This window comes from Micromonospora sp. NPDC005254 (genome assembly GCF_042872525.1).
In the GTDB taxonomy this organism is placed as follows: Bacteria; Actinomycetota; Actinomycetes; order Mycobacteriales; family Micromonosporaceae; genus Micromonospora.
The window spans coordinates 1,139,415-1,158,973 of sequence record NZ_JBIAKM010000001.1; the positions used below are offsets into that span (position 1 = coordinate 1,139,415).

General features: G+C 71.1%; 19 protein-coding genes and 2 tRNA genes. 15 read left to right on the forward strand and 6 right to left on the reverse strand.

The genetic code is table 11. The features are described from left to right. Positions 1 to 55 precede the first annotated feature (55 nt). Together ACFYPR_RS05485 and ACFYPR_RS05490 are read left to right on the forward strand one after the other, a co-directional pair. Positions 56 to 1,255, forward strand: coding sequence for a DUF1015 family protein (locus ACFYPR_RS05485; protein ID WP_354860572.1), 1,200 nt, complete (start codon positions 56 to 58; stop codon positions 1,253 to 1,255). 88 nt (positions 1,256 to 1,343) lie between these two features. After that, complete coding sequence (locus tag ACFYPR_RS05490) at positions 1,344 to 1,811, forward strand: ribose-5-phosphate isomerase (RefSeq protein ID WP_354861770.1); 468 nt, start codon at positions 1,344 to 1,346, stop codon at positions 1,809 to 1,811. A 15-nt stretch (positions 1,812 to 1,826) separates the two neighbouring features. Here the strand turns inward: ACFYPR_RS05490 and ACFYPR_RS05495 are convergent, their stop codons facing one another. After that, the gene (locus ACFYPR_RS05495) at positions 1,827 to 2,168 is read right to left on the reverse strand and encodes a hypothetical protein (protein ID WP_355066199.1); all 342 of its coding nucleotides are present in this window, start codon (positions 2,166 to 2,168) and stop codon (positions 1,827 to 1,829) included. Positions 2,169 to 2,350: 182 nt separating this feature from the next. Here ACFYPR_RS05495 and ACFYPR_RS05500 point away from each other — a divergent pair, with 182 nt between their 5' ends. Further along, a complete protein-coding gene (locus ACFYPR_RS05500; protein ID WP_354861766.1) occupies positions 2,351 to 2,896 on the forward strand; it encodes a hypothetical protein in 546 nt (181 codons plus the stop codon). Between the two features lie 186 nt (positions 2,897 to 3,082). Here the strand turns inward: ACFYPR_RS05500 and ACFYPR_RS05505 are convergent, their stop codons facing one another. After that, entirely contained in the window at positions 3,083 to 5,230 is a 2,148-nt protein-coding gene (locus tag ACFYPR_RS05505; protein WP_387258666.1) for a M14 family zinc carboxypeptidase, read from the reverse strand. Positions 5,231 to 5,347: 117 nt separating this feature from the next. Here ACFYPR_RS05505 and ACFYPR_RS05510 point away from each other — a divergent pair, with 117 nt between their 5' ends. The 4 genes from ACFYPR_RS05510 (at position 5,348) to ACFYPR_RS05525 (ending at position 9,442) form a co-directional block, all read left to right on the forward strand. Further along, positions 5,348 to 6,343 carry a PQQ-binding-like beta-propeller repeat protein gene (locus tag ACFYPR_RS05510; protein WP_387258668.1) on the forward strand — a complete coding sequence of 332 codons (996 nt, stop codon included), beginning with the start codon at positions 5,348 to 5,350 and terminating at the stop codon, positions 6,341 to 6,343. A gap of 100 nt (positions 6,344 to 6,443) precedes the next feature. Then, on the forward strand, positions 6,444 to 6,950 hold the full coding sequence (locus tag ACFYPR_RS05515) for a SigE family RNA polymerase sigma factor (RefSeq protein WP_354861761.1): 507 nt from the start codon (positions 6,444 to 6,446) through the stop codon (positions 6,948 to 6,950). Then, on the forward strand, positions 6,950 to 7,792 hold the full coding sequence (locus ACFYPR_RS05520; protein WP_387258670.1) for a hypothetical protein: 843 nt from the start codon (positions 6,950 to 6,952) through the stop codon (positions 7,790 to 7,792). Before ACFYPR_RS05515 ends, ACFYPR_RS05520 begins: the two co-directional genes overlap by 1 nt. A 78-nt stretch (positions 7,793 to 7,870) precedes the next feature. Continuing rightward, positions 7,871 to 9,442, forward strand: coding sequence for a hypothetical protein (locus tag ACFYPR_RS05525; RefSeq protein ID WP_387258672.1), 1,572 nt, complete (start codon positions 7,871 to 7,873; stop codon positions 9,440 to 9,442). 382 nt (positions 9,443 to 9,824) lie between these two features. On the opposite strand, the gene ACFYPR_RS05530 is transcribed toward ACFYPR_RS05525, so the two are convergent. Further along, entirely contained in the window at positions 9,825 to 10,223 is a 399-nt protein-coding gene (locus ACFYPR_RS05530; RefSeq protein ID WP_387185887.1) for a hypothetical protein, read from the reverse strand. Positions 10,224 to 10,415: 192 nt separating this feature from the next. Here ACFYPR_RS05530 and ACFYPR_RS05535 point away from each other — a divergent pair, with 192 nt between their 5' ends. Beyond that, a complete protein-coding gene (locus ACFYPR_RS05535) occupies positions 10,416 to 11,369 on the forward strand; it encodes a tyrosine-type recombinase/integrase (protein WP_387258674.1) in 954 nt (317 codons plus the stop codon). 91 nt (positions 11,370 to 11,460) lie between these two features. On the opposite strand, the gene ACFYPR_RS05540 is transcribed toward ACFYPR_RS05535, so the two are convergent. Continuing rightward, positions 11,461 to 11,534, reverse strand: a tRNA-Gly gene (locus tag ACFYPR_RS05540). Between the two features lie 308 nt (positions 11,535 to 11,842). Between ACFYPR_RS05540 and ACFYPR_RS05545 the strand changes: the two genes are divergently transcribed. The 5 genes from ACFYPR_RS05545 (at position 11,843) to clpX (ending at position 16,397) form a co-directional block, all read left to right on the forward strand. After that, positions 11,843 to 11,916, forward strand: a tRNA-Pro gene (locus ACFYPR_RS05545). Between the two features lie 118 nt (positions 11,917 to 12,034). Beyond that, complete coding sequence (gene tig / locus ACFYPR_RS05550) at positions 12,035 to 13,381, forward strand: trigger factor (RefSeq protein ID WP_354861756.1); 1,347 nt, start codon at positions 12,035 to 12,037, stop codon at positions 13,379 to 13,381. A 194-nt stretch (positions 13,382 to 13,575) separates the two neighbouring features. Beyond that, on the forward strand, positions 13,576 to 14,217 hold the full coding sequence (locus ACFYPR_RS05555) for an ATP-dependent Clp protease proteolytic subunit (protein ID WP_007464111.1): 642 nt from the start codon (positions 13,576 to 13,578) through the stop codon (positions 14,215 to 14,217). 10 nt (positions 14,218 to 14,227) lie between these two features. Then, positions 14,228 to 14,890: an ATP-dependent Clp protease proteolytic subunit gene (locus tag ACFYPR_RS05560; protein ID WP_121652300.1), complete on the forward strand. Its 663-nt coding sequence runs from the start codon at positions 14,228 to 14,230 to the stop codon at positions 14,888 to 14,890. A gap of 211 nt (positions 14,891 to 15,101) precedes the next feature. Further along, positions 15,102 to 16,397 (forward strand): ATP-dependent Clp protease ATP-binding subunit ClpX, encoded by a 1,296-nt coding sequence (gene clpX / locus ACFYPR_RS05565; protein ID WP_139588132.1) that lies wholly within the window; start codon positions 15,102 to 15,104, stop codon positions 16,395 to 16,397. A gap of 28 nt (positions 16,398 to 16,425) precedes the next feature. On the opposite strand, the gene ACFYPR_RS05570 is transcribed toward clpX, so the two are convergent. Beyond that, entirely contained in the window at positions 16,426 to 17,046 is a 621-nt protein-coding gene (locus tag ACFYPR_RS05570; protein WP_355137795.1) for an XRE family transcriptional regulator, read from the reverse strand. A 41-nt stretch (positions 17,047 to 17,087) separates the two neighbouring features. Here ACFYPR_RS05570 and ACFYPR_RS05575 point away from each other — a divergent pair, with 41 nt between their 5' ends. Further along, entirely contained in the window at positions 17,088 to 17,921 is an 834-nt protein-coding gene (locus ACFYPR_RS05575) for a DMT family transporter (protein WP_355066207.1), read from the forward strand. A 39-nt stretch (positions 17,922 to 17,960) separates the two neighbouring features. After that, the gene (locus ACFYPR_RS05580) at positions 17,961 to 18,758 is read left to right on the forward strand and encodes a carbon-nitrogen hydrolase family protein (RefSeq protein WP_387185898.1); all 798 of its coding nucleotides are present in this window, start codon (positions 17,961 to 17,963) and stop codon (positions 18,756 to 18,758) included. Between the two features lie 4 nt (positions 18,759 to 18,762). Here the strand turns inward: ACFYPR_RS05580 and ACFYPR_RS05585 are convergent, their stop codons facing one another. After that, the gene (locus ACFYPR_RS05585; RefSeq protein ID WP_354861749.1) at positions 18,763 to 18,987 is read right to left on the reverse strand and encodes a hypothetical protein; all 225 of its coding nucleotides are present in this window, start codon (positions 18,985 to 18,987) and stop codon (positions 18,763 to 18,765) included. Positions 18,988 to 19,559 lie beyond the last annotated feature (572 nt).

Sequence of the window (19,559 nt, forward strand, 5' to 3'; positions counted from 1 at the left end):
GACGCCGCGCGGGTCCCCGTCGCCAGCGACGTCGCCGCCGGTAGCGTCAGTGGGCATGACGGTCGTACATCCGATCGCCCGGGCCTGGATCACCACTGGCGGCACCGGCGCGCAGAACTACGACGAGTTCGCCGACGACGCGGAGATCACCGCGATCATCGAGGCGAACCCGCACAGTGCCCTCGGCATCGAGATGCCGCATCGAGCCCCCGGCAGCCTGGGCAAGTCGTTCCTCGACGCGCTGCCGGACTCGGTGGCCCGCCTCGCCGAGGCCAAGGCCGACGGCAGCTACACCCCCGCCGAGCAGGTCATCGTGCTGTACCGGATCAGCGCCCCGGGCGAGGAACCGGCGTACGGGCTGTTCGCGATGGTCGACACCGACCAGATCTCCACCCGGGCCGACGAGCCGGGCCTGGTCATCCGCAACGAGGACGTCTTCATCGCCAAGGTGCGCGAGCGAGTCGCGCTGGCCGATGCGCTGGGTCACCTGCTCTCACCCGTACTCCTGCTGCAGACCGGGAGCGGCGACGAGCTGCACGCCGCGCTCGCGGCGGCGACCGACGCGGCCGGGACGCCCGCCGCGACCGACACCGACCAGGCGGGGCGCACCCACGCCATCTGGCTGGTCGGCCCCGGCCCGGAGCAGGACGCGCTGACCGCTCTCGCCGGTGGTGGCGAGCTGGTCGTCGCCGACGGCAATCACCGCAGCCTGGCCGCCCAGACCGGCGGGTTGTCGCGCTTCCTGGCCGTGGTCACCACCCCCGCGTCGGTGGCCATCCAGCCGTACAACCGGCTGGTCAGCGAGCTGACCACCACGCCGGCCGAGCTGCTCGACCGGTTGCGCGCGGCGGGGGCCGAGGTCGAGCCCATCGACGGCCCGGTCGAGGTGCCGGCGGCCGGCGGCACCGTCCACCTCCGGCTGGCCGGCCAGGGGTACGCGGTGCGCCTGCCCGCCACCGCCGACGCCCGCCTGGAGAACCTGGATCACGCCCTGGTCGAGCGGCTGCTGCTGCGCGACGCCCTGGGGTTGGATCCGGGCGACAAACGGATCACCTACGTGGGCGGTGACTACCCGGCGAGCTGGCTCACCGAAGAGGTCGACGCCGGGCGGGCCGAGCTGGCCGTCCTCATCGCGCCGGTGACCGTGGCGGACTTCGTCGCGGTGAACCTGGCCCGGGAGAAGATGCCCCGCAAGAGCACCTGGTTCACCCCGAAGGCGCGCGGCGGCCTGGTGGTCGCCGAACTGCCGCGCTGAGTGACCATCCGCCCGACCGTGTGACGAACCCTGCTCTCCGACGCCGCCCCTGCGGCGTCGGAGAGCGCGGCCTGACAGACTGCCCGGTATGCGCGTCTACCTGGGATCCGACCACGCCGGTTTCGAGTTGAAGGTGCACCTGGCCAATCACCTGGCCAAGCAGGGGTACGACGTGGTCGACGTCGGCCCGCACAGCTACGACCCGGACGACGACTACCCGACGTTCTGCCTGCACACGGGTGACCGGGTGGTGGCCGACGAGACCTCCCTGGGGGTGGTCATCGGCGGGTCCGGCAACGGCGAGCAGATCGCCGCGAACAAGGTCGTCGGCGTACGCGCCGCGCTGGCCTGGAGCGTCGAGACGGCTCAGCTCGCCCGCCAGCACAACGACGCGAACGTCGTCGCGGTGGGCGCCCGCCAGCACACCCTGGACGAGGCCACCGGCATCGTCGAGGCGTTCCTGAACACGCCGTTCTCCGGCAACGAGCGGCACGCCCGCCGGATCATCCAGGTCGCCACGTACGAGCAGACCCGGGAACTGCCCGACCTGCCCTGACCCGGGCCGCCGCCCTCAGCGCGGCGAGCGGGGCAGCTCCTCGCGGGGCACCCAGTTGCGGCGGACGACGACCACCCGGGCCTCTGCCTCGGCAAGGTCGTCGTCGGTGGGCCGGGCGGCGTCCCGGGCCCGCAGCGCGGCGCTCAGCCCCACCTGGGACGAGCCGGAGCCAACCAGCCCCCGTAAACCCCGCTCGCCGTCGCGGTCGTCGCCGCCGGGCCCCCGACGCCGCGGCGGCGACTCCACGCCGTCGTGTACGCCGGCCGTGCTGACCGTCGAACCGTCGGCGCCGCGCCCGGCCGGGTCGGAGTCGGACTGGTGGCGCAGCCGTCGCCTGCGTCGCTCCGGATCACCCATCAGCCGACCGTACCTCGCCCGGTGTGGAATTCGGCACGTCGTGCCGGGTTCGCGCCGGACGGCGGTCGGCGACCGATTTGCCGGCTGGCTACCCTCGGATTCGGGCGGTGATCGTGCCGCCGGTCGGGTTCGCCGGCTGGCTCCTCGAATTCGGGGGTGCCGCCGGTCAGGGGGAGGACGAGATGGCAGACCAGACGCAGCCGTGGGCGGAGCGAACCGTGGAGGTCCCACCGCAGGCCGGCGTCGGGGTGCCGCCGCAGCGGGACGGGTTCCGCCGGGGTGTGGCGCCGGTGGGTCAGCCGCGTAACCCACGGACCGAACCGTTTCCGGTGGTCGAGCAGGAGCCGACCGGTACGGGCTGGCCAGGGGAGCCGGCGGCGCGCCGGCCGTTGAGCTGGCGCCTGGCCCAGTTACGTCGCGGCGGCGAGTGGAGCGCGGCGGGTGGCCTGTTCGCGTTCGTGTGCTGGGGGATCTGGGCGCTCTCCGGTGGGGGCGATCTGTCGGGCCCGCTGCTGGTGCTCGTGTTGAGCCTGCTGGTGGCGGTCGGCCTGTTCGCGCTGGCCCGGGTGATCGGTCGGTTGGTGCTGGAGCGGCAGCTCGGGCGGGTCCGGCGCAGCGCGCGGGGGGCACACCTGGCCACCGCTGTCTTCCTCGTCGGTCTCGGCGTGGCCTGGCTGCAGCAGACCGAGTGGGTCGTCTCGGCCTGGAACTGGATCACCTCGAACTGAACCGGGGTGCGCACGGGCGGGCCGGCCAGGCCGCCCGCCCGTGCGTCGGCGTCGCGCGACACCGCGACGCCGGTCGTCTCCCCACCAGGCAAGGCCGCTGCTTACCCGGCCGGCCACGGTTCATCCGTGGCCGGCCGGCGCGTCCGTCGTTCGGGTCAGCCGAGTCGACCCGGCATCCCTGCCGGGTCAGCCGGTGGCCGCCTCGGCGGCGGCGTGGTCGCGGGCCACCCGGACCAGTTCGACCAGGCCGCCCGCGTACTCCTGGGACTCGCCGTGCGCCTCGTCGAACGGCGGCTGGAAGCCGACGCCCTCCCACTCGCCGGTGGCCGGATTCCAGCGGTCGTTGCCGACCTCGAAGTCCCAGGCGAAGATGCCCAGCTCGTAGTAGAGCTGGTCGGCCGAGTTGCCGGCGGCGGAGTAGAGCACGTCGGCGACCGGGCCGGTCTGCGACGGCCAGGTCACCGTGCCGCGCTCCTGGGCGATGGCGCCCACGATGCGCCGGGCGCTGTTCAGGAACAGCGTCGACTCGTCGATCGACGGTCGGGGCAGGGTGATCCGACCGTCGGCCCGGTACGCCCCCGGCGGCCACATGAAGTACCCGCCGTAGGAGTGCACGTTCATCGCGAATTTGATGTTCGGGTGGGCCTTGGCCAGCGCGATGACGTTGCCGCTCTCCGCCTCGGACAGCTCCGCCGTGCCGGCGTAGTTGCCGGAGAGACAGTTGGCGCTGGCCCCCACGTACCCGTCGAAGTACGACCCGACGGTGTAGTTGCGGTTGACGTCGACGCCCCACGAGGTGCGGTAGCGCGGGTCGCGGGCCGGCCCGGTGCAGTGGTTGACCAGGTTCTTGCGCTGGAAGTTGTAGTCGTTGAACGAGTAGTTCGCCCCGTCCGGGTTGACCGTTGGGATGACGAAGATGTCGACCTGTTCCAGCAGCTGACGGGTGGCCGGGTCGGTACGGGCGTTGGCCAGCATCCGCTCGGCGAACTCCAGCGTCACCAGCGGGGTGGCCCATTCCCGGGCGTGTTCCTGGGAGTACGCCAGCACCCCGACCCGGGAGCCGTCGCGGTGCACGCCGAGGCGCAGCGCCTGCACCGTCCACGGCTTCGCCGGCACCTCGGTGCCCTGGAGGCCGTCGTCGAGGCGGGCCGGACCGGCGACCGGCATCGGCAGCCCGGTCGAGCCGTCCTCGACGGTGGCCCGGAACCGGTTCGCCTGCCGGGCGTTGATGGCCGCGGCGACGTCGTCGGTGGTGCTCACCGTCTTGCCGGCCGCGTCGGTGGCGAGCGTGACCGTGAGGACGCGGTCCCGGTAGCCGACGGTCAGCGGTCGGTTGGGCCGGCCCGGGTCGACCGCGCGCACCTGGACGCCGTTCATGCCCTGGTCACCGAAGCGGACCGACTCGACCACCACGGCGGAGACTGCCGGGTCACCCAGGTACGCGACGGCGTTGCGGCGGTACCCCTGGGTCTTGTTCGGCAGGTCGATGACGTCCACCAGGTCCCGGTACTGGCGGGCCAGCCGCTTGATCCGCGCCTGGATGTCCACCGGCGTCAGGTACGCGTCGATGAAGTCCTTCTGGTAGCCGGCCGGCAGCGGCGGCGGGGTGGCGTTCGGCCACAGCGCCGGCGTGACCGCCCGGCTGACCCCGCCGAGGCTGGAGGTGGCGGTCAGCTGGACCGGCCGGCTCGGCATCGGCTGGGGGAGGTTGTAGTGGTACTGGTACTCGCCCGAGTCCTCGAACCGGTAGAGCGGGAACGATCCGGTGGTGCCGTCCGCGGTCCGCCAACTGACGGTGATCTCCACGTCCGGGTCGTCGGTGGCGGTGGTGGCCACCTGCGCCTGCAGGAACGTCTGCCCACCGGTGGTCCACCAGTACGCCTGCTGCACCGCGAGGGTGTCGACCCCGACGGCGGCGGTGGTGCGCTGTCCGGTGCCCGGCGCGCGCAGCCCGGCGGCGGTACGGGCCTGCGCCGCGCGGACGCTGTCGGCGAAGTGCCGGCTGCCGTCGCCGGCCCGTTGAACGATCTGGGTGGCGGTGGCGCCCTGGGCGGTGAGGTCGGCGAGCTGCGCGCCGGTCAGCACCAGGTCGGCGAGGATCCGCCCGTCCCGCGCCCGGGGCCGGTTGGCCAGGTCGGCGCCGGTGGCGACCAACCTGTCGAGCTGGGCCTGATCGCGCAGCTGTACCCGGACCAGAGCGGTCTCGGTCGCGGCCAGGGTGATCGGTGTGGCCGCTGGGGCGGGTGCCGCCGCCGCGGAGCCGGGATGGGACAGCGCCGCGCTGATCAGGATCGCTGTGGTGGCGGCAGCCGTCCACCGTCGTCGGACGATCATGTGCCCTCCTGTGACGGACGTCGATGTGCGTGGTCCTTACACCAGTGCACGGATCGACACCTGTCAAGGGATCTCGCTCGTGGGCACCATGACGGCGGCCCCGGAGGTTAGGTTGGAGTGATCTTCCAGATTCGATGGCGTCGGTCGCTGCACCAGCGACCCGACCCGACAGCGATCGCCAGCGCGTCCGACTGCGTGGTGGTGCACGAGCGAGGCACCCGTCTCGTCTGCCTCGACCCGGTCGATGGCGCCGCCCGCTGGGACATCCCGATCGGCACCTGGCCCCGGGCGGTAGTCGTCGACGGTACGCAGTGCTGGGTGATCAGTCAGGACCGCGCCGAGCTGCGCTGCCTCGACCTGCACACCGGCGCCATCCTCTGGAGCGCCGACCTGTCCCCGTTCCCCGGTCACGTCGTGGTTGCCGGGGACCGCGTCCTGGCGGGCGGCTGGCGCGGGTACACCCGGCTCCAGGCGTACGACCGGTGGACCGGGAGCCCGCTCTGGACCGACCCGCAGCGAACGGCGACCGTGCTGCCCACTGTGGTCGGCGGGCAGGTGCTCGTCGGCGAGCCGGGCGGTACGTCCGTGCGACTGCTCGACGGGCACGACGGAGGCGAGTTGTTCCGCTGGACCCTTCCCGAGCCGCTCATAGCCGGCGACGGCCAGTGGCCGGCATTCGTCACCGCTGACGCCGACCGCGTTCTGCTGCGCTGCGGAGCGCGTACCGTCTGGCAGCTCCAGCCCGCCGCCGGCGCCTCGGGCGAATTCTTCCGGCACGACCGCGATCTGGCCCGCCACGGCATCGGGGTCGCGGACGCGACGGCGTGGGTGCCGGAACTCCGGGACGGGCTCGTCGCCGTGGACCTGAAGACCGGCACCAGGCTCTGGCGGCTCGACGTGGGGTCGGACGTCGCCGGGAAAGCCGTCCGGGTCGGCGCCGGGCAGGTCGTGGCCACGAGGCGGCCGGGAATGCTGATGCTCGTCGACCACAGCGGCCGGCCCCACGCCCGAGCCCTGGTCGACAAGCAGCTCAACGGCATCCGCCGCCTCACGCCCGACCTGCTGCTCGTCCTCGGCAAGGGCACGCTCGCCGCGGTCGCCGTCACGGGTTGACGCGCAACCGGCCTCGACTCCGGCGAGTTCTTCCTTTCGCGATGCAACCCGCTGGGCCGGACCCGGCGTGACTATCTCGAATCGGGGATCGGAGGCCTGGATGAGCGATCGCGACGCGGCGTTCGCCGACTATTTCGCGGCGAGGTCGGACGCGATGCGTGGCACGGCGTACCTGCTGTGCGGCGACTGGCATCGGGCGGAGGACCTGGTCCAGACCGCGTTCGTGAAGCTCTACCTGGTCTGGAACCGCGTCTCCCGGCACGAGGTGCTCGACAACTACGTGCGGCAGATCCTGATCCGCACGTTCCTCGACGAGCGCCGCCGCGGCTGGTGGCGGCGTGAACGGGTGGGCGGCGACAACGCCGAGCAGGCGGCACCGTCCGACTCGCCGGAGACCCGTCTGGTGCTGCTGCGGGCGCTCGCCTCGGTGGCGCCGCGTCAACGGGCGGTGCTGGTTCTCCGCTACTGGGAGGACCTTTCGGTCGAGGACGTCGCGGCGCTGCTGGACTGCTCGCCGGGGACGGTGAAGAGCCAGGCGGCGCGCGGGCTCGACACGCTGCGCGGCCTCCTGGCAACCACGAACAGCGGGATCGAGATGGGGAAGTGATGAACGGAGAAGACCTGCGTGAGGCGCTGCGCCGCGAGATGGCGGACGCCGCCTCGCCACCACCGTTGAGTACGGTGGCCGCGCTCGACGCGGGACGACGCGCCCGCAGTCGCCGCCGTACCGCCTGGGCGTGCGCCGGATCGGCGGCCGTGGTGCTGGCGGTCGCCGGCCTCGCCGCCGTGGGCACACCCAAGGGCGACGTCTACCAGCCGGCAGGGGGTCCGCAGGCCATTCCGAACCCGTCGGCGTCAGACACCAAGAAGCCGTGGCCGGCCGGGCCGGACGGTCAACCACAGGAGGACCGGACCGCGCGGGCAGGGTCGAAGTACGACCAGGGGATACGGCTGCTCGACGAGGTCGTCTCCGTCGTGCCCGCCGGCTACACCGCGCCGGAGGACCCGGCGAACCAGCCCGCCGACCAGAGGACGCTGCGGACCCACCAGGCGCAGTTCGAGGACACGGTGAACGGCGTCGACCTGTGGAGCTACCTGACCTCGGTTGCCGTTGCCCAGGGGCAGGGCACCGGGCGTGTGGTCGTCGAGGTGCACGACGCTGGCAACCAACTACCCACTGAACCCTGCGCGCTGGCCCGCCAGTTCTGGGGCATGCAGGGCGAGTGTCAGGCCGAGGCCGTCGGGGCGGCGAAGGTGGGCGTGGTGGTCCGGCCGGGTGACGACGATCGGCTCGACCAGTGGGCGGCCTACCGGCACCCGGACGGTGTGGTGGTGTTCGTCGCGCAGGGCACGAAACTCGACGAGACCCGGCCGGAGTTGACGGAACTGCCGTTCTCCGTGCCGCAGTTGGCGGCCCTCGCGGTCGACGAACGGTTCCACCTGAGGTGACACGGTGACCCGGCCCTCTCGGGCCACCCGCCGATAACTCGGAGGCGGGCCGGGCCGCTGGTCCGGCAGCATGATCACATGACGTGGACGCCGAGGCACCGGGAAGAAGCCAGCGCCGAGATGAAGCCGGCGCTGGAGGCGGCAATCGCGGCGGCCGCCCAGCGTTCCGCCGCCGGCAGGAAAACCGTGGAGCACCTCGCCTTCCTGCTGGCCGATGTCGGCGCCAACGCCGACCACGACCTGGGCCGGGCGGCACTGCGGGCGCTGGCTCGATCCCCGAAAATGGTGGCCCGGCTCGACGAACGCGCCCGCCAGGTGCTGTGGTGCCTGCCGGACCAGTCGCCACCGCTCGTTCGGCTGGTGGCCGGTCTGTCCCAGCCCACTGTCAACCCGCTCGCCGTGGCGATGGCCAGCACCCACCGCGACGGGCGCGTCCGCGAGCGCGCGGTCCGGTCCATGCTGGACGATCCCCGCCCGGATCTGGTGCCGTTTCTGGTGCTGCGCAACGGCGACTGGGTCCGGCAGGTGCGGGACCGGGCCCGTGCGGGCCTCGCGCTGCTGCTGGCCGACGACCCGGCCACGTACCTTCCGGCGGCCATGCCGATGGCACTGTTGGTGGACGCCCGGTCGCGCGGCGGCTTCGCCGCCAACCAGGTCACGGCCGCGCTGCTCAACGCGCCGCCGGCCGTACGCCGGGTGGTCGGCGCCTCCGGCGCCGCGGCCCAGCGGCGGCTGGTCTTCGAGGTCGAGGTGGCGCAGCGCTGGCTGCGGATCGACGACCTGGTGGACGTCGCGGAGTCCGACACCGATGTCCGCATCCGCTCGCTGGCGGCCGAGGCGGCCGGTAGGGAGGCGGTGTGGACCGGGCGGCTCCCGGTCCTGCGGCGGCTCGCCCGCAGCCGCTGGCCGGACGTACGGGCGGTCGCTCTCACCGGCCTGCTGCGGGTCGGAGAGCCGGCCGAGGTGGCCACCCGTCTCGATGACCCCGCGTCGCTGGTGCGGGCCATCGCCAGGGAGGCCGCTCGGCGCGTCGGCACCGACGCGCAGGCGCACTACCGGGCGGCGGTCACCGGCCCGGCGCCCACACCGGGTGCTGTCCTCGGCTTCAGCGAGAGTGCTTCGGCGGCCGACGCGCCGCTGCTGAACCGGCTCCTCACCCATCCGGTCGCGACGATCCGCGCCGCGGCCGTACGTGGCCTTCGCCAGTTCGACGCCGTCGACACCGGCCGGGTCCTGCCGTTGCTGACCGATCCCGCACCGTCGGTCGTTCGCGAGGCCACCACGGCGCTGCGACCCGTCGCGGCAACCCTGCCGGCGGAGCTGCCCTGGCAGTTGCTCACCGGAGCACGGGTGGAACTGCGGCGCGCGGGCTATCGGCTGCTCGGCACGGGAGGTGTACCCGTGCGGTTGCGTGCCGCCCTGCTCCTGGCCGTCGACCCCGATCCGGGGCTGTCCCAACGCGGTCGTGCCGACGTGACCGGGCTCGTGCGAGACGCCAGCCGTACGACCTGGCGCCGCACGCCGCTGCCCTCTCTCGATGTGACGACGGACCAGCATGCGGACCTTCTCGTGCTGGCCCGGCGCGCGGCGCCCGCCCTCGGGGAGGAGGTCAGCGATCTGCTCGCCGCCTGGCTCACGAGGTCTCCTTAGGCGCGCGCTTCAACCGGCCACGGTCGGGGTGGGGTCCGTCTTCATCGGCGGCAGGGCGCGGTGCTACCGGCCCGGCACAGGGGCGGCCAGAGCATGCAACGGCCCGCAAGATCAGGGCGGAACGTGGCCGACCGGCCCAGGATAGGGGGAGGCAGCCTCTGGCCTGGGCCGGAGGTTGTTGGAGCGGGCGACGGGAATCGAACCCGCACCGTCAGTTTGGAAGGACGAAGATCACCGCACCGAAATGCTCGAATCGCCTGCTCGTGGCAGGGGGACGCGTCACGGCTCGTGCCCGCTCGTGCCCGTCCGGGGCACCCGCTACTGGCACGTGGCTCGGCGGAGGGTAAGTGCGCTTCAACCGAGAAACCGCGGTGCCGGCTAGCTATCCGATCGGAAAGAGGGTTGCGTGGCTGCGCGGGCATTGCCAGCAGGCAACACCGCCGACGAGAGCCGCGGTGGGAGGATGGCTGTGGCCGGACAAACATCCGGGCCAGGTGGTGTCGTGGCCCTCATCGAACTCCTTTTCCTGCAGCAGGTCGGCCAGCTCGACGACGGCATGCTCCAGGTCGTGGGTCGGACGCAGGCTTCCCAGGATGCCCTCCCGCGCTCGCCCCCGCCTACCGAAATGCACGTGTAGGGCGTCGAGGGCGTCCAGGTCCACGCCCAGCGGCTGCACGACGGCGCCGCGCCGGGCGAAGTCTTGCGCCACCCGGCGCACCGCGCGCTCGTAACACTCGAGCGCGCCGAGCACCAGCTCGTCGTAGTCGTCGGCATCCGGCATCCCGCCAAGCTACTGCTGGGCGCCAAGCGTCGGCGTTTCGGCAACGTCCGCAAGCTGCCGTCTGCCCGGTGGCAGGCTCGCTATCTCGGCCCGGACGGCGTCATGCGGACCGCCCCACAGACGTTCGCCACGGAGCGTCTGGCCGAGAAGTGGCTGACGCTGGTGGAGTCGGAGATCATGCGGGGGGAGTGAGTGCCTCCGGAGGCGGGGGAGATCCTGCTGTCCAACTACGGGGACCGCCGGATCAGGGAGCGGCGTCTCGCCCCGCGTACCCGCGAGCTCTACGAGTATCTGTTCGCCCTGCACATCGCCCTGCACATCGCGCCGCACCTGGGCCGCCTCGCCCTGGCCGCCTTCAAGCCGGCCACCATCCGGAGTTGGCGCGGAAAGCTGCTCGGCGGCGGGACTCCGGAGCCGCAGGCGGTCAAGGCGTACTGCCTGCTCCGGGCGATCCTCAACACGGCTGTGCGAGAGGACGAGATCCTTCGGCAGAACCCGTGCCGGATCAAGGGCTACGACCGGTACCACACCCCCGGAGCGGCCCACCGCAACGATCGCTCAGGTCTACGCGCTGGCCGACGCCATGCCGGCCCGCTTCGCTGCGCTGATCGTCGTGGCCGCGCTCTCAGGTCTGCGGTGGGGACAGCTGGCTGCCCTGCGACGCTGCGACGTCGAGCTGGACGCGGCGACCGTGCGGGTGCCTCGCAAGCTGGCGGCGTTGAAGGACCGTCTGGAATTCGGGCCACCCAAGTCCGCCGCCGGGGTTCGCGTCGTCGCGCTACCGGCAGCCGGGTTGAGTCCCTGCGCGAGCACCTGGCCGCGCACGTCGAGGACGGCCCTGATGTGCTGATCTTCACTGGTGCTAAGGGTGCGCCGCTGCGTTCCGGCAACTTCGGGCGGGCCGTCAAGTGGACCAAGGCGGTCGACTCGGTGGGCCTGGCTGGCTTTCACTTTCACGACCTGCGGCATACCGGCAACACCCTTGCCGCCGCCTCCGGGGCCAGCACGCGAGAGCTGATGCACCGCCTGGGACACGCGACAATGCGGGCGGCTCTGATCTACCAACACGCCACCAGCGAGCGGGACCGCGAGATCGCCCAGGCGATGGACCGCCGCATCACCGGAAGTGGTCGACGCCGGCCGTGAATGGCACGCGGATGGCACGCAAGATCCAACACAGGGGAGAAGTGAAAGACCCAGGTACCGCGATCATGGGGTCTACTTGGGCCTTCGTGTGTGGAGCGGGCGACGGGAATCGAACCCGCACCGTCAGTTTGGAAGACTGAAGCTCTGCCATTGAGCTACGCCCGCGCTCCGCCCCGCCGAAACGGGACGCGCCGACAGCGTACCCAATGGCCGTGTCCGATGCGCAGCCGCGCCACCGCCCCGCGGCGTCGCGGGACACGAGCGTCGTGTGTCGACCGCCCAAGATCCGCACCACTTCGGGGAAATGGCGGTGTCCCGGCTCGCGGATACCCCCACATCCCCGAAGTCGTGCGGATCTTGACGTCGGGCGCGGGCGCGCGGGGCACAAGGTGCGGCCTTTGGGGGATATGTCCGGGTGGGGGACGCCCCGGCACCGCCTGAGGCGCGGCGACGGCATAGACTGCACGTCGCCACGGGGTGTGGCGCAGCTTGGTAGCGCACTCGCTTTGGGAGCGAGGGGCCGTGGGTTCAAATCCCGCCACCCCGACTGTCGTCCGCGTCCGGGTCGCCCCGGGCGCTGCGGGCCGGCCCCGCCGGCTCGCCTACACTCGATGGGCCAATCGAAGGCCCAGAATCAAAACCAAGATCCGTCAAGGAGTACGCCTGTGAAGAGCACCGTCGAGACTCTGAGCCCGACGCGCGTGCGGCTCGCCATCGAGGTGCCGTTCGTCGAGCTCGAGCCGAGCCTCAAGAAGGCGTACCGGGAGATCGGTTCGCAGGTCCAGGTCCCGGGCTTCCGCCGGGGCAAGGTGCCGACCGCGGTGATCGACCAGCGGGTGGGCCGGGGCACCGTCCTCAACGAGGCGGTCCAGGACGCCATCCCGGAGAACATCCTCGCCGCGGTGCGCGAGCACGACCTGAAGACGCTGGGACGTCCCGAGGTCGAGATCACCGAGTTCAACGACGGTGACTCGCTGAACTTCACCGCCGAGGTCGACGTCCGTCCGGAGATCACGCTGCCCGACGCGAGCACCATCGAGGTGACCGTCGACGAGCTGCAGATCGACGAGAGCGAGATCGACGAGCAGGTGAAGAACCTGCGCGAGCGGTTCGCCACCCTCAAGACCGTCGAGCGCGCCGCCGCCGAGGGCGACTACGTGCAGATCGACCTGAACGCCACCGTCGACGGCGAGGACGTGCCGGGCGGCCAGGCCAGCAACATCTCCCACGAGGTGGGCAGCAAGCAGCTCCTGCCGGGGCTGGACGAGGCCGTGGTCGGTCTCGCCGCCGGCGACAGCACCACCTTCACCACCCAGCTGGTCGGCGGCGACTTCGCCGGCCGGGACGCCGACGTGGCGGTGACCGTGCGCACGGTCAAGGAGAAGGAGCTGCCGGAGCTGAACGACGAGTTCGCCCAGATGGCCAGCGAGTTCGACACGATCGAGGAGCTGCGCGGCGACCTGCGGGCGCGGGTCACGCAGGGCAAGCAGGTCGAGCAGATCTACGCGGCCCGGGACAAGGCGCTGGCGCAGCTGGTCGAGGCCGCCGAGGTGCCGGCGCCGGAGGGTGTCGTCCGCGAGGAGGTCGCGAGCCGCAAGCAGGCGATGGTCGACCAGCTGGAGCGGATCGGCGCCTCGCTTGAGGAGTACCTGGCGGCCGAGGAGAAGACCGAGGAGCAGATCGACGCCGAGCTGACCGAGGCGGCGACCGAGGGCGTCAAGGTGCAGCTCCTGCTGGACACGCTGGCCGACGCCGAGGACGTGCAGGTCTCCGACGACGAGTTCGGGCACGAGATCGTGCACCGGGCGCAGCGCGCCGGGATGGCCCCGCAGCAGTACTACGACCAGCTGGTGCGCTCCGGCGCGGCCGCCGCGGTCTTCGGTGACGTGCGGCGGGGCAAGGCGCTCGCGGCCGTCATGGAGCGGATCACGATCAAGGACTCGGCCGGCAACGAGGTCACCCTGGACGCGCTGCGCGCCGCCAACGAGGCGGAGCACAACCACGAGCACTGATCGTCGGGTGCGGCCGCCGTCCGCCGCTGCGCGGTGCACGGCGGCCGAATCCTTTCCGGGGTACGCCCGGACGCCCGCGCCGCGGGTGCGCCTGACACAGCTGCGCTGAGAGCGAACAGTGCCCCGACCGGGGCTCTGCCGCCCCGTACAGCGGTTAGTGTCGGGAAAGACGGTACGGAGAGCGAAGGGCTGCCATGACCGACATGCACATCCCCAAGAAGTCGCTCCGGGCGATTGACGCGCGCGGTGGCGACTCCATTGGCAACCTCGACGACTCGGTCTACAACCGGTTGCTCAAGGAACGCATCATCTTCCTGGGCAGTGAGGTGACCGACCAGGTCGCCAACCGCATCTGCGCGCAGCTGCTGCTGCTCGCCGCGGAGGACCCGGACCGCGACATCAACCTGTGGATCAACTCGCCGGGTGGCTCGGTCTACTCCGGCATGGCGATCTACGACACCATGCAGTTCATCGACAACGACGTGTCGACAGTGGCGATGGGCATGGCTGCCTCGATGGGTCAGCTGCTGCTCTGCGCGGGCACCAAGGGCAAGCGTTACGCCCTGCCGCACGCTCGGATCATGATGCACCAGCCGTCCGGTGGTCTGGGCGGCACGGCGTCCGACATCGCCATCCAGGCGGAGCAGATGCTCTACACGAAGCGGATGTTCCAGGAGCGCGTCGCCCACCACACCGGCCAGAGCCAGTCGCAGATCGAGGCCGACTCGGACCGGGACCGTTGGTTCACCGCCCAGGAGGCCATGGACTACGGCTTCATCGACAAGGTGATCATCGGGGCCGCTCAGGTTCCGGATGGCGCCGGGACCCTGAGCTGAGGAGCTGACGATGACCGATCTGAGCTTGCCGCCCCAGTTCGCGGCCGTGCACAACCGCTACGTGCTGCCGTCGTTCGTCGAGCGCACGTCGTACGGGGTCAAGGAGTCGAACCCGTACAACAAGCTCTTCGAGGACCGGATCATCTTCCTCGGTGTCCAGGTGGACGACGCGTCGGCCAACGACGTGATGGCCCAGCTGCTGACGCTGGAGGGCACCGACCCGGACCGCGACATCATCATGTACATCAACTCGCCGGGTGGCTCGTTCACCGCGATGACGGCGATCTACGACACCATGCAGTACGTCCGTCCGGACATCTCGACGGTCTGCCTCGGGCAGGCCGCCAGCGCGGCGGCGGTGCTGCTGTCGGCGGGTACGCCGGGTAAGCGGATGGCCCTGCCGAACTCGCGGATCATCATTCACCAGCCGGCCACCGAGGGTGGCTACGGGCAGGGCTCGGACATCGAGATCCAGGCTCGGGAGATCCTGCGGATGCGGACGCAGCTGGAGGACATGCTGTCCCGCCACTGCAACCGCCCGATCGAGCAGGTCCGCAAGGACATCGACCGTGACAAGATCATGACGGCCGAGGAGTCCAAGGAGTACGGGCTGGTGGACACGATCCTGACCAGCCGCAAGAAGGGTCTGCTGGCTGCCAACGCGGCCAGCTGAGTCAGTACCGGGTCAGGGGTTGGCCGGGGCGTTGGTTCCCGGCCGACCTCTGACACACCCGTTTTGGGGGTCGGAGAATGTCCCGCCAGCGGGTAACGTCGGGTCCGTACCGCTTCGCCGGTCGGGCCGGTGTGGCGAACCAAGCCGGGCGGCGCGCAGCGTCCGCAGGTCAGGGCCGGGTCTCCGGCCGATGAGTGCAGGGAGAACGTAGGTGGCACGGATCGGTGACGGCGGCGACCTACTGAAATGCTCCTTCTGCGGCAAGTCGCAGAAGCAGGTGAAGAAGCTCATCGCGGGCCCTGGGGTCTACATCTGCGACGAGTGCATCGATCTCTGTAACGAGATCATCGAAGAGGAGCTGGCCGAGTCCGGCGAGGTGAAGTGGGAAGAGCTTCCCAAGCCGATGGAGATCTGCCAGTTCCTCGACAACTACGTCGTCGGGCAGGATCAGGCCAAGAAGGCGCTCGCGGTAGCGGTCTACAACCACTACAAGCGCATCCAGGCCGAGGCGGCCGGCGCGCCGGGCTCCGGCAGTGACGCGGTCGAGCTGGCCAAGTCCAACATCCTGCTGCTCGGGCCGACCGGGTGCGGCAAGACCCACCTGGCGCAGACGCTCGCCCGGATGTTGAACGTCCCGTTCGCCATAGCCGACGCCACGGCGCTGACCGAGGCGGGCTACGTCGGTGAGGATGTGGAGAACATCCTCCTCAAGCTCATCCAGGCCGCGGACTACGACATCAAGCGCGCCGAGACCGGCATCATCTACATCGACGAGGTCGACAAGATCGCCCGCAAGTCGGAAAATCCGTCGATTACACGGGACGTCTCCGGCGAGGGTGTGCAGCAGGCGCTGCTCAAGATGCTGGAAGGCACGGTGGCCAACGTGCCGCCGCAGGGCGGTCGTAAGCACCCGCACCAGGAGTTCATCCAGATCGACACCACAAACGTGCTGTTCATCTGTGGTGGTGCGTTCGCCGGTCTGGATCAGATCATCGAGTCCCGCACCGGCCAGGGCGGCACCGGTTTCGGCGCACGGCTCCGGTCGGTGTCCGACCGGTCGACCGATGACATCTTCAGCCAGGTCATGCCGGAAGACATGCTCAAGTTCGGCCTGATCCCCGAGTTCGTCGGCCGGCTCCCGGTGATCACCAATGTGCGCAGCCTGGACCGCAGCGCCCTGGTGCGCATCCTCACCGAGCCGCGCAACGCGCTGGTCCGGCAGTACCAGCGGCTCTTCGAGCTGGACGGGGTCGAGCTGGAGTTCGACGAGCCCGCGTTGGAGGCGATCGCCGACCAGGCGATGCTGCGGGGCACGGGTGCCCGTGGTCTGCGGGCCATCATCGAGGAGGTTCTGCTCTCCGCGATGTTCGAGGTCCCGAGCAACCCCGACGCCGCCCGGGTGCTGATCACCCGCGAGGTCGTCCTGGAGAACGTCAACCCGACAATCGTTCCGCGCGAGTTCACCGGGCGTCGGGCCCGGCGAGACCGCGAGGAGAAGTCCGCCTGATCTTCCGCGCGTCCACGCCGGCCGTTCGCTACTGACGCGGCCGGCGTGACCGCGTTCGGCGGTCCCACTCGCCCGACGGGGTGACCGTCACCATCATCAGGCGGGCCGGTTCCGCGGCGTCGTTGCGGTAGCCGTGCTCCCGGTCGGCGTGGAACTCGATCGTGTCACCGGCCCGGACGGCGTGATCCTGCCCGTCGACGTGGACGATCACCGCGCCGGCGAGGACGTGCAGCACCTCGCGGGTGCCGCGCGGGTGGTCGGAGGAGCGGTGTCCTTCCCCCGGCTCCAGCCGCCAGTCCCAGAGCTCGACCAGGTCGGGCTCGCCCAGCCCGCTCAGCAGGTGGCCGGTGCCGCCGTGTTCCCCGTGCCAGAGCACTGGCGCCTCGGCCGTGGAGCTGATCCGCACCGTCCGCTCCTCGTCCGGCTCCACGAGACGGGCGATGTTGACGCCGAACGCGTCAGCGACCCGGCACAGCGTGCCGACGCTGGGGTTGGTGCGGGCGCTCTCGATCTGCACGAGCATCGCCTTGCTCACCCCGGAGCGGCCGGCCAGTTCCTCGAAGGACCAGCCCCGGGCGGCGCGCAGTTCCCGTACCTGCCGGGCGACGGCGGCGGTCACCGCGCCCACCCGGCCACCTGTGTCGGTCATCAAACTATCCTTCACGGTCACTATTGTGGTACGACAGTGGCATGCTACCCATTCTCCTGGCCGCGGTGTCCGCGATTGCCTTCGGCACCGCCGACTTCTCCGGCGGCAAGGCGTCCCGCCGGGCGGACCCGATCGCGGTGACCGTGGTCTCCCAACTGCTGAGCGTCCCCCTGCTGGTCGCTCTGGTGCTGGTGGTGCCCGGGACCCCGAACCTCGCCGACATCGCCTGGGGGCTGCTCGCCGGGGTGGCCGGCGCTGGCGGCGTCATGCTGCTCTACCGGGCGCTCGCCGGCGGAATGATGGCCGTGGTGGCGCCGGTCACCGCGATCACCGCCGCGGTGGTGCCGATCGTCGCCGGCCTGTTCACGTCGAGCTTCCCCGGCGCGTTGGCGCTCACCGGCGCCGGCCTCGCCGTGGTGGCGATCGCCCTGGTCAGCCTGGGTGAAGGGGGCCGCGGTCCGGGCGCTCCCGCGCGGCTGGTGGGTCTGGCCCTCGCTGCCGGCGCGCTCTTCGGCGTCTTCTTCACACTGCTCGGCCAGGCCAGCGAGAGTGCCGGCATGTGGCCGGTGGCGGCGGTCCGGGCCAGCTCGATCGCCTTCGGCCTGATCCTCGCCGCCGGCACCGGGGTGCGGCTCCGGCTCGACCGGCGGGTGCTGGGTTGGGCGGCCGTCGCCGGTCTGCTCGACAGCGCCGCCAACGCGCTCTTCATGGCCGCCGCCGCGCGTGGTCATCTCAGCATCGTGGCGGCGATCGCCGCGCTCTACCCCGCCAGCACGGTGCTGCTCGCGCTCGCCGTCGACCGGGAACGCCTACGGCCGGTCCAGATCGCCGGCCTCGGGTTCGCCGCGGGGGCGCTGGTGCTGGCCAGCATCTGACGCTGTCCGCGCCGGCCGTCCCGGCCGTACTCTGGGCCTATGCGCGTCGCCGTCTGCCAGCTCAACGCCCGGGATGACCGCAAGGCCAACCTGGCCGCCGCGGAGGTGCTGCTGGAACGCGCCGCCGACGGCGGGGCGGACCTCGCCATCCTTCCGGAGTACGTGGACTATCTCGGCCCCGCGGCCGGCCTGCCCGAACCGGAGCCGGTCGACGGCGAGGTGGGCAGCTTCTTCGCGGGGGTCGCCCGGCGGCTGGGCATGTGGGTGCTGGCCGGGTCGTTCCACGAGGCCGGCCCGGACCCGGAGCACACCTGGAACACGTCGCTGGTCTTCGACCGTGCCGGCAGCCTGGCCGCGAGCTACCGCAAGATCCATTTGTACGACGTGGAGATCCCGGGCCGGGTCTCCTACCGGGAGTCGGCGAGCGTCGCGCCCGGCGTCCAACCCGTCGTCGTGGACGTTGAGGGTCTCCGGGTCGGGCTGTCGATCTGCTACGACCTGCGCTTCCCGGAGCTGTACCGGCGGCTCGCCACCGAGGGCGGCGCCCAACTGCTGGTGGTGCCGGCGGCGTTCATGCTGCACACCGGGCGGGACCACTGGGAGGTCCTGTTGCGGGCCCGCGCCATCGAGAACCAGTGTTTCGTGGCGGCAGCCGGTCAGACGGGCGACCACGAGCCCGGCCGCACGTGCTTCGGGCGCAGCATGGTGGTCGACCCGTGGGGGACGGTCCTCACGCAACTGCCGGACGGCCCCGGCGTTGCCGTCGCCGACCTGGACCTCGCCCGCCTCGCTGCCATCCGGGCCGAGCTGCCCAGCCTGGCCAACCGCCGGCTCTGAGCGCTCAGCCCTCCAACAGGACGCCGATCGTCGCGAAGCCGGCGATGACCACGGCGGTGACCAGCAGAGCGGTTGTCATCCGGGATCTGCCCCGACGGGCCAGCCGTCCCACCGAGAGCACGAGGACCACGAGCACGACCGCGCCGATCACCAGTTGCCAGAACGGCAGGAGGACGCCGAGCAGCGCTTCCTCGGCAAACACCGTGGCGCCCAGCCCGGACTCATCCATGCCTGACACTCTGGCACGCCGACGCGCGCGGCGTCGCCGACCGCGGGGTGCAGACCGCGCCGATCCGCTCGACCAAACCAGTGATGAACCCTGATTTGCCTTCTCCCGGCGGTCCGCGTAACTTTCTCTCTGCACGGGGGAGGCCGGACAAACCGGCCGAGAACGGGCACCGGGCTCGTGGCGGAAACGCCGAGCGAGACCGAGGATCGGGCGGTGCGGGACACCCCGGCAACGGGGTTGCGAACGCGAAGCCGACCGGGTAGAGTTCTGAAGCCGGCAGGAGCCGGGCGGAGAGCCGCGAAGCGGTGATCGGCCGGTCTGCGGCTTTCCACGACAGAAACGACCGCCGGGTACGGCGTGCGTCATCGTGGGTCCGGACGAACCAGATTGATCGCCTCGGATACGAGGTTGACAACGAAAGTTCGACCAAGTAGGTTTGAGCGGTTGCCCCGAAACGGGGTTCCACGGAATGTGGAGCTTCTGATCGGTGTGTGGTTGTTCTTTGAGAACTCAACAGGGTGCTTGTAAAGCCAGTGCCAATTATGATTTATACCCCGGATTGGTCGAGCCTT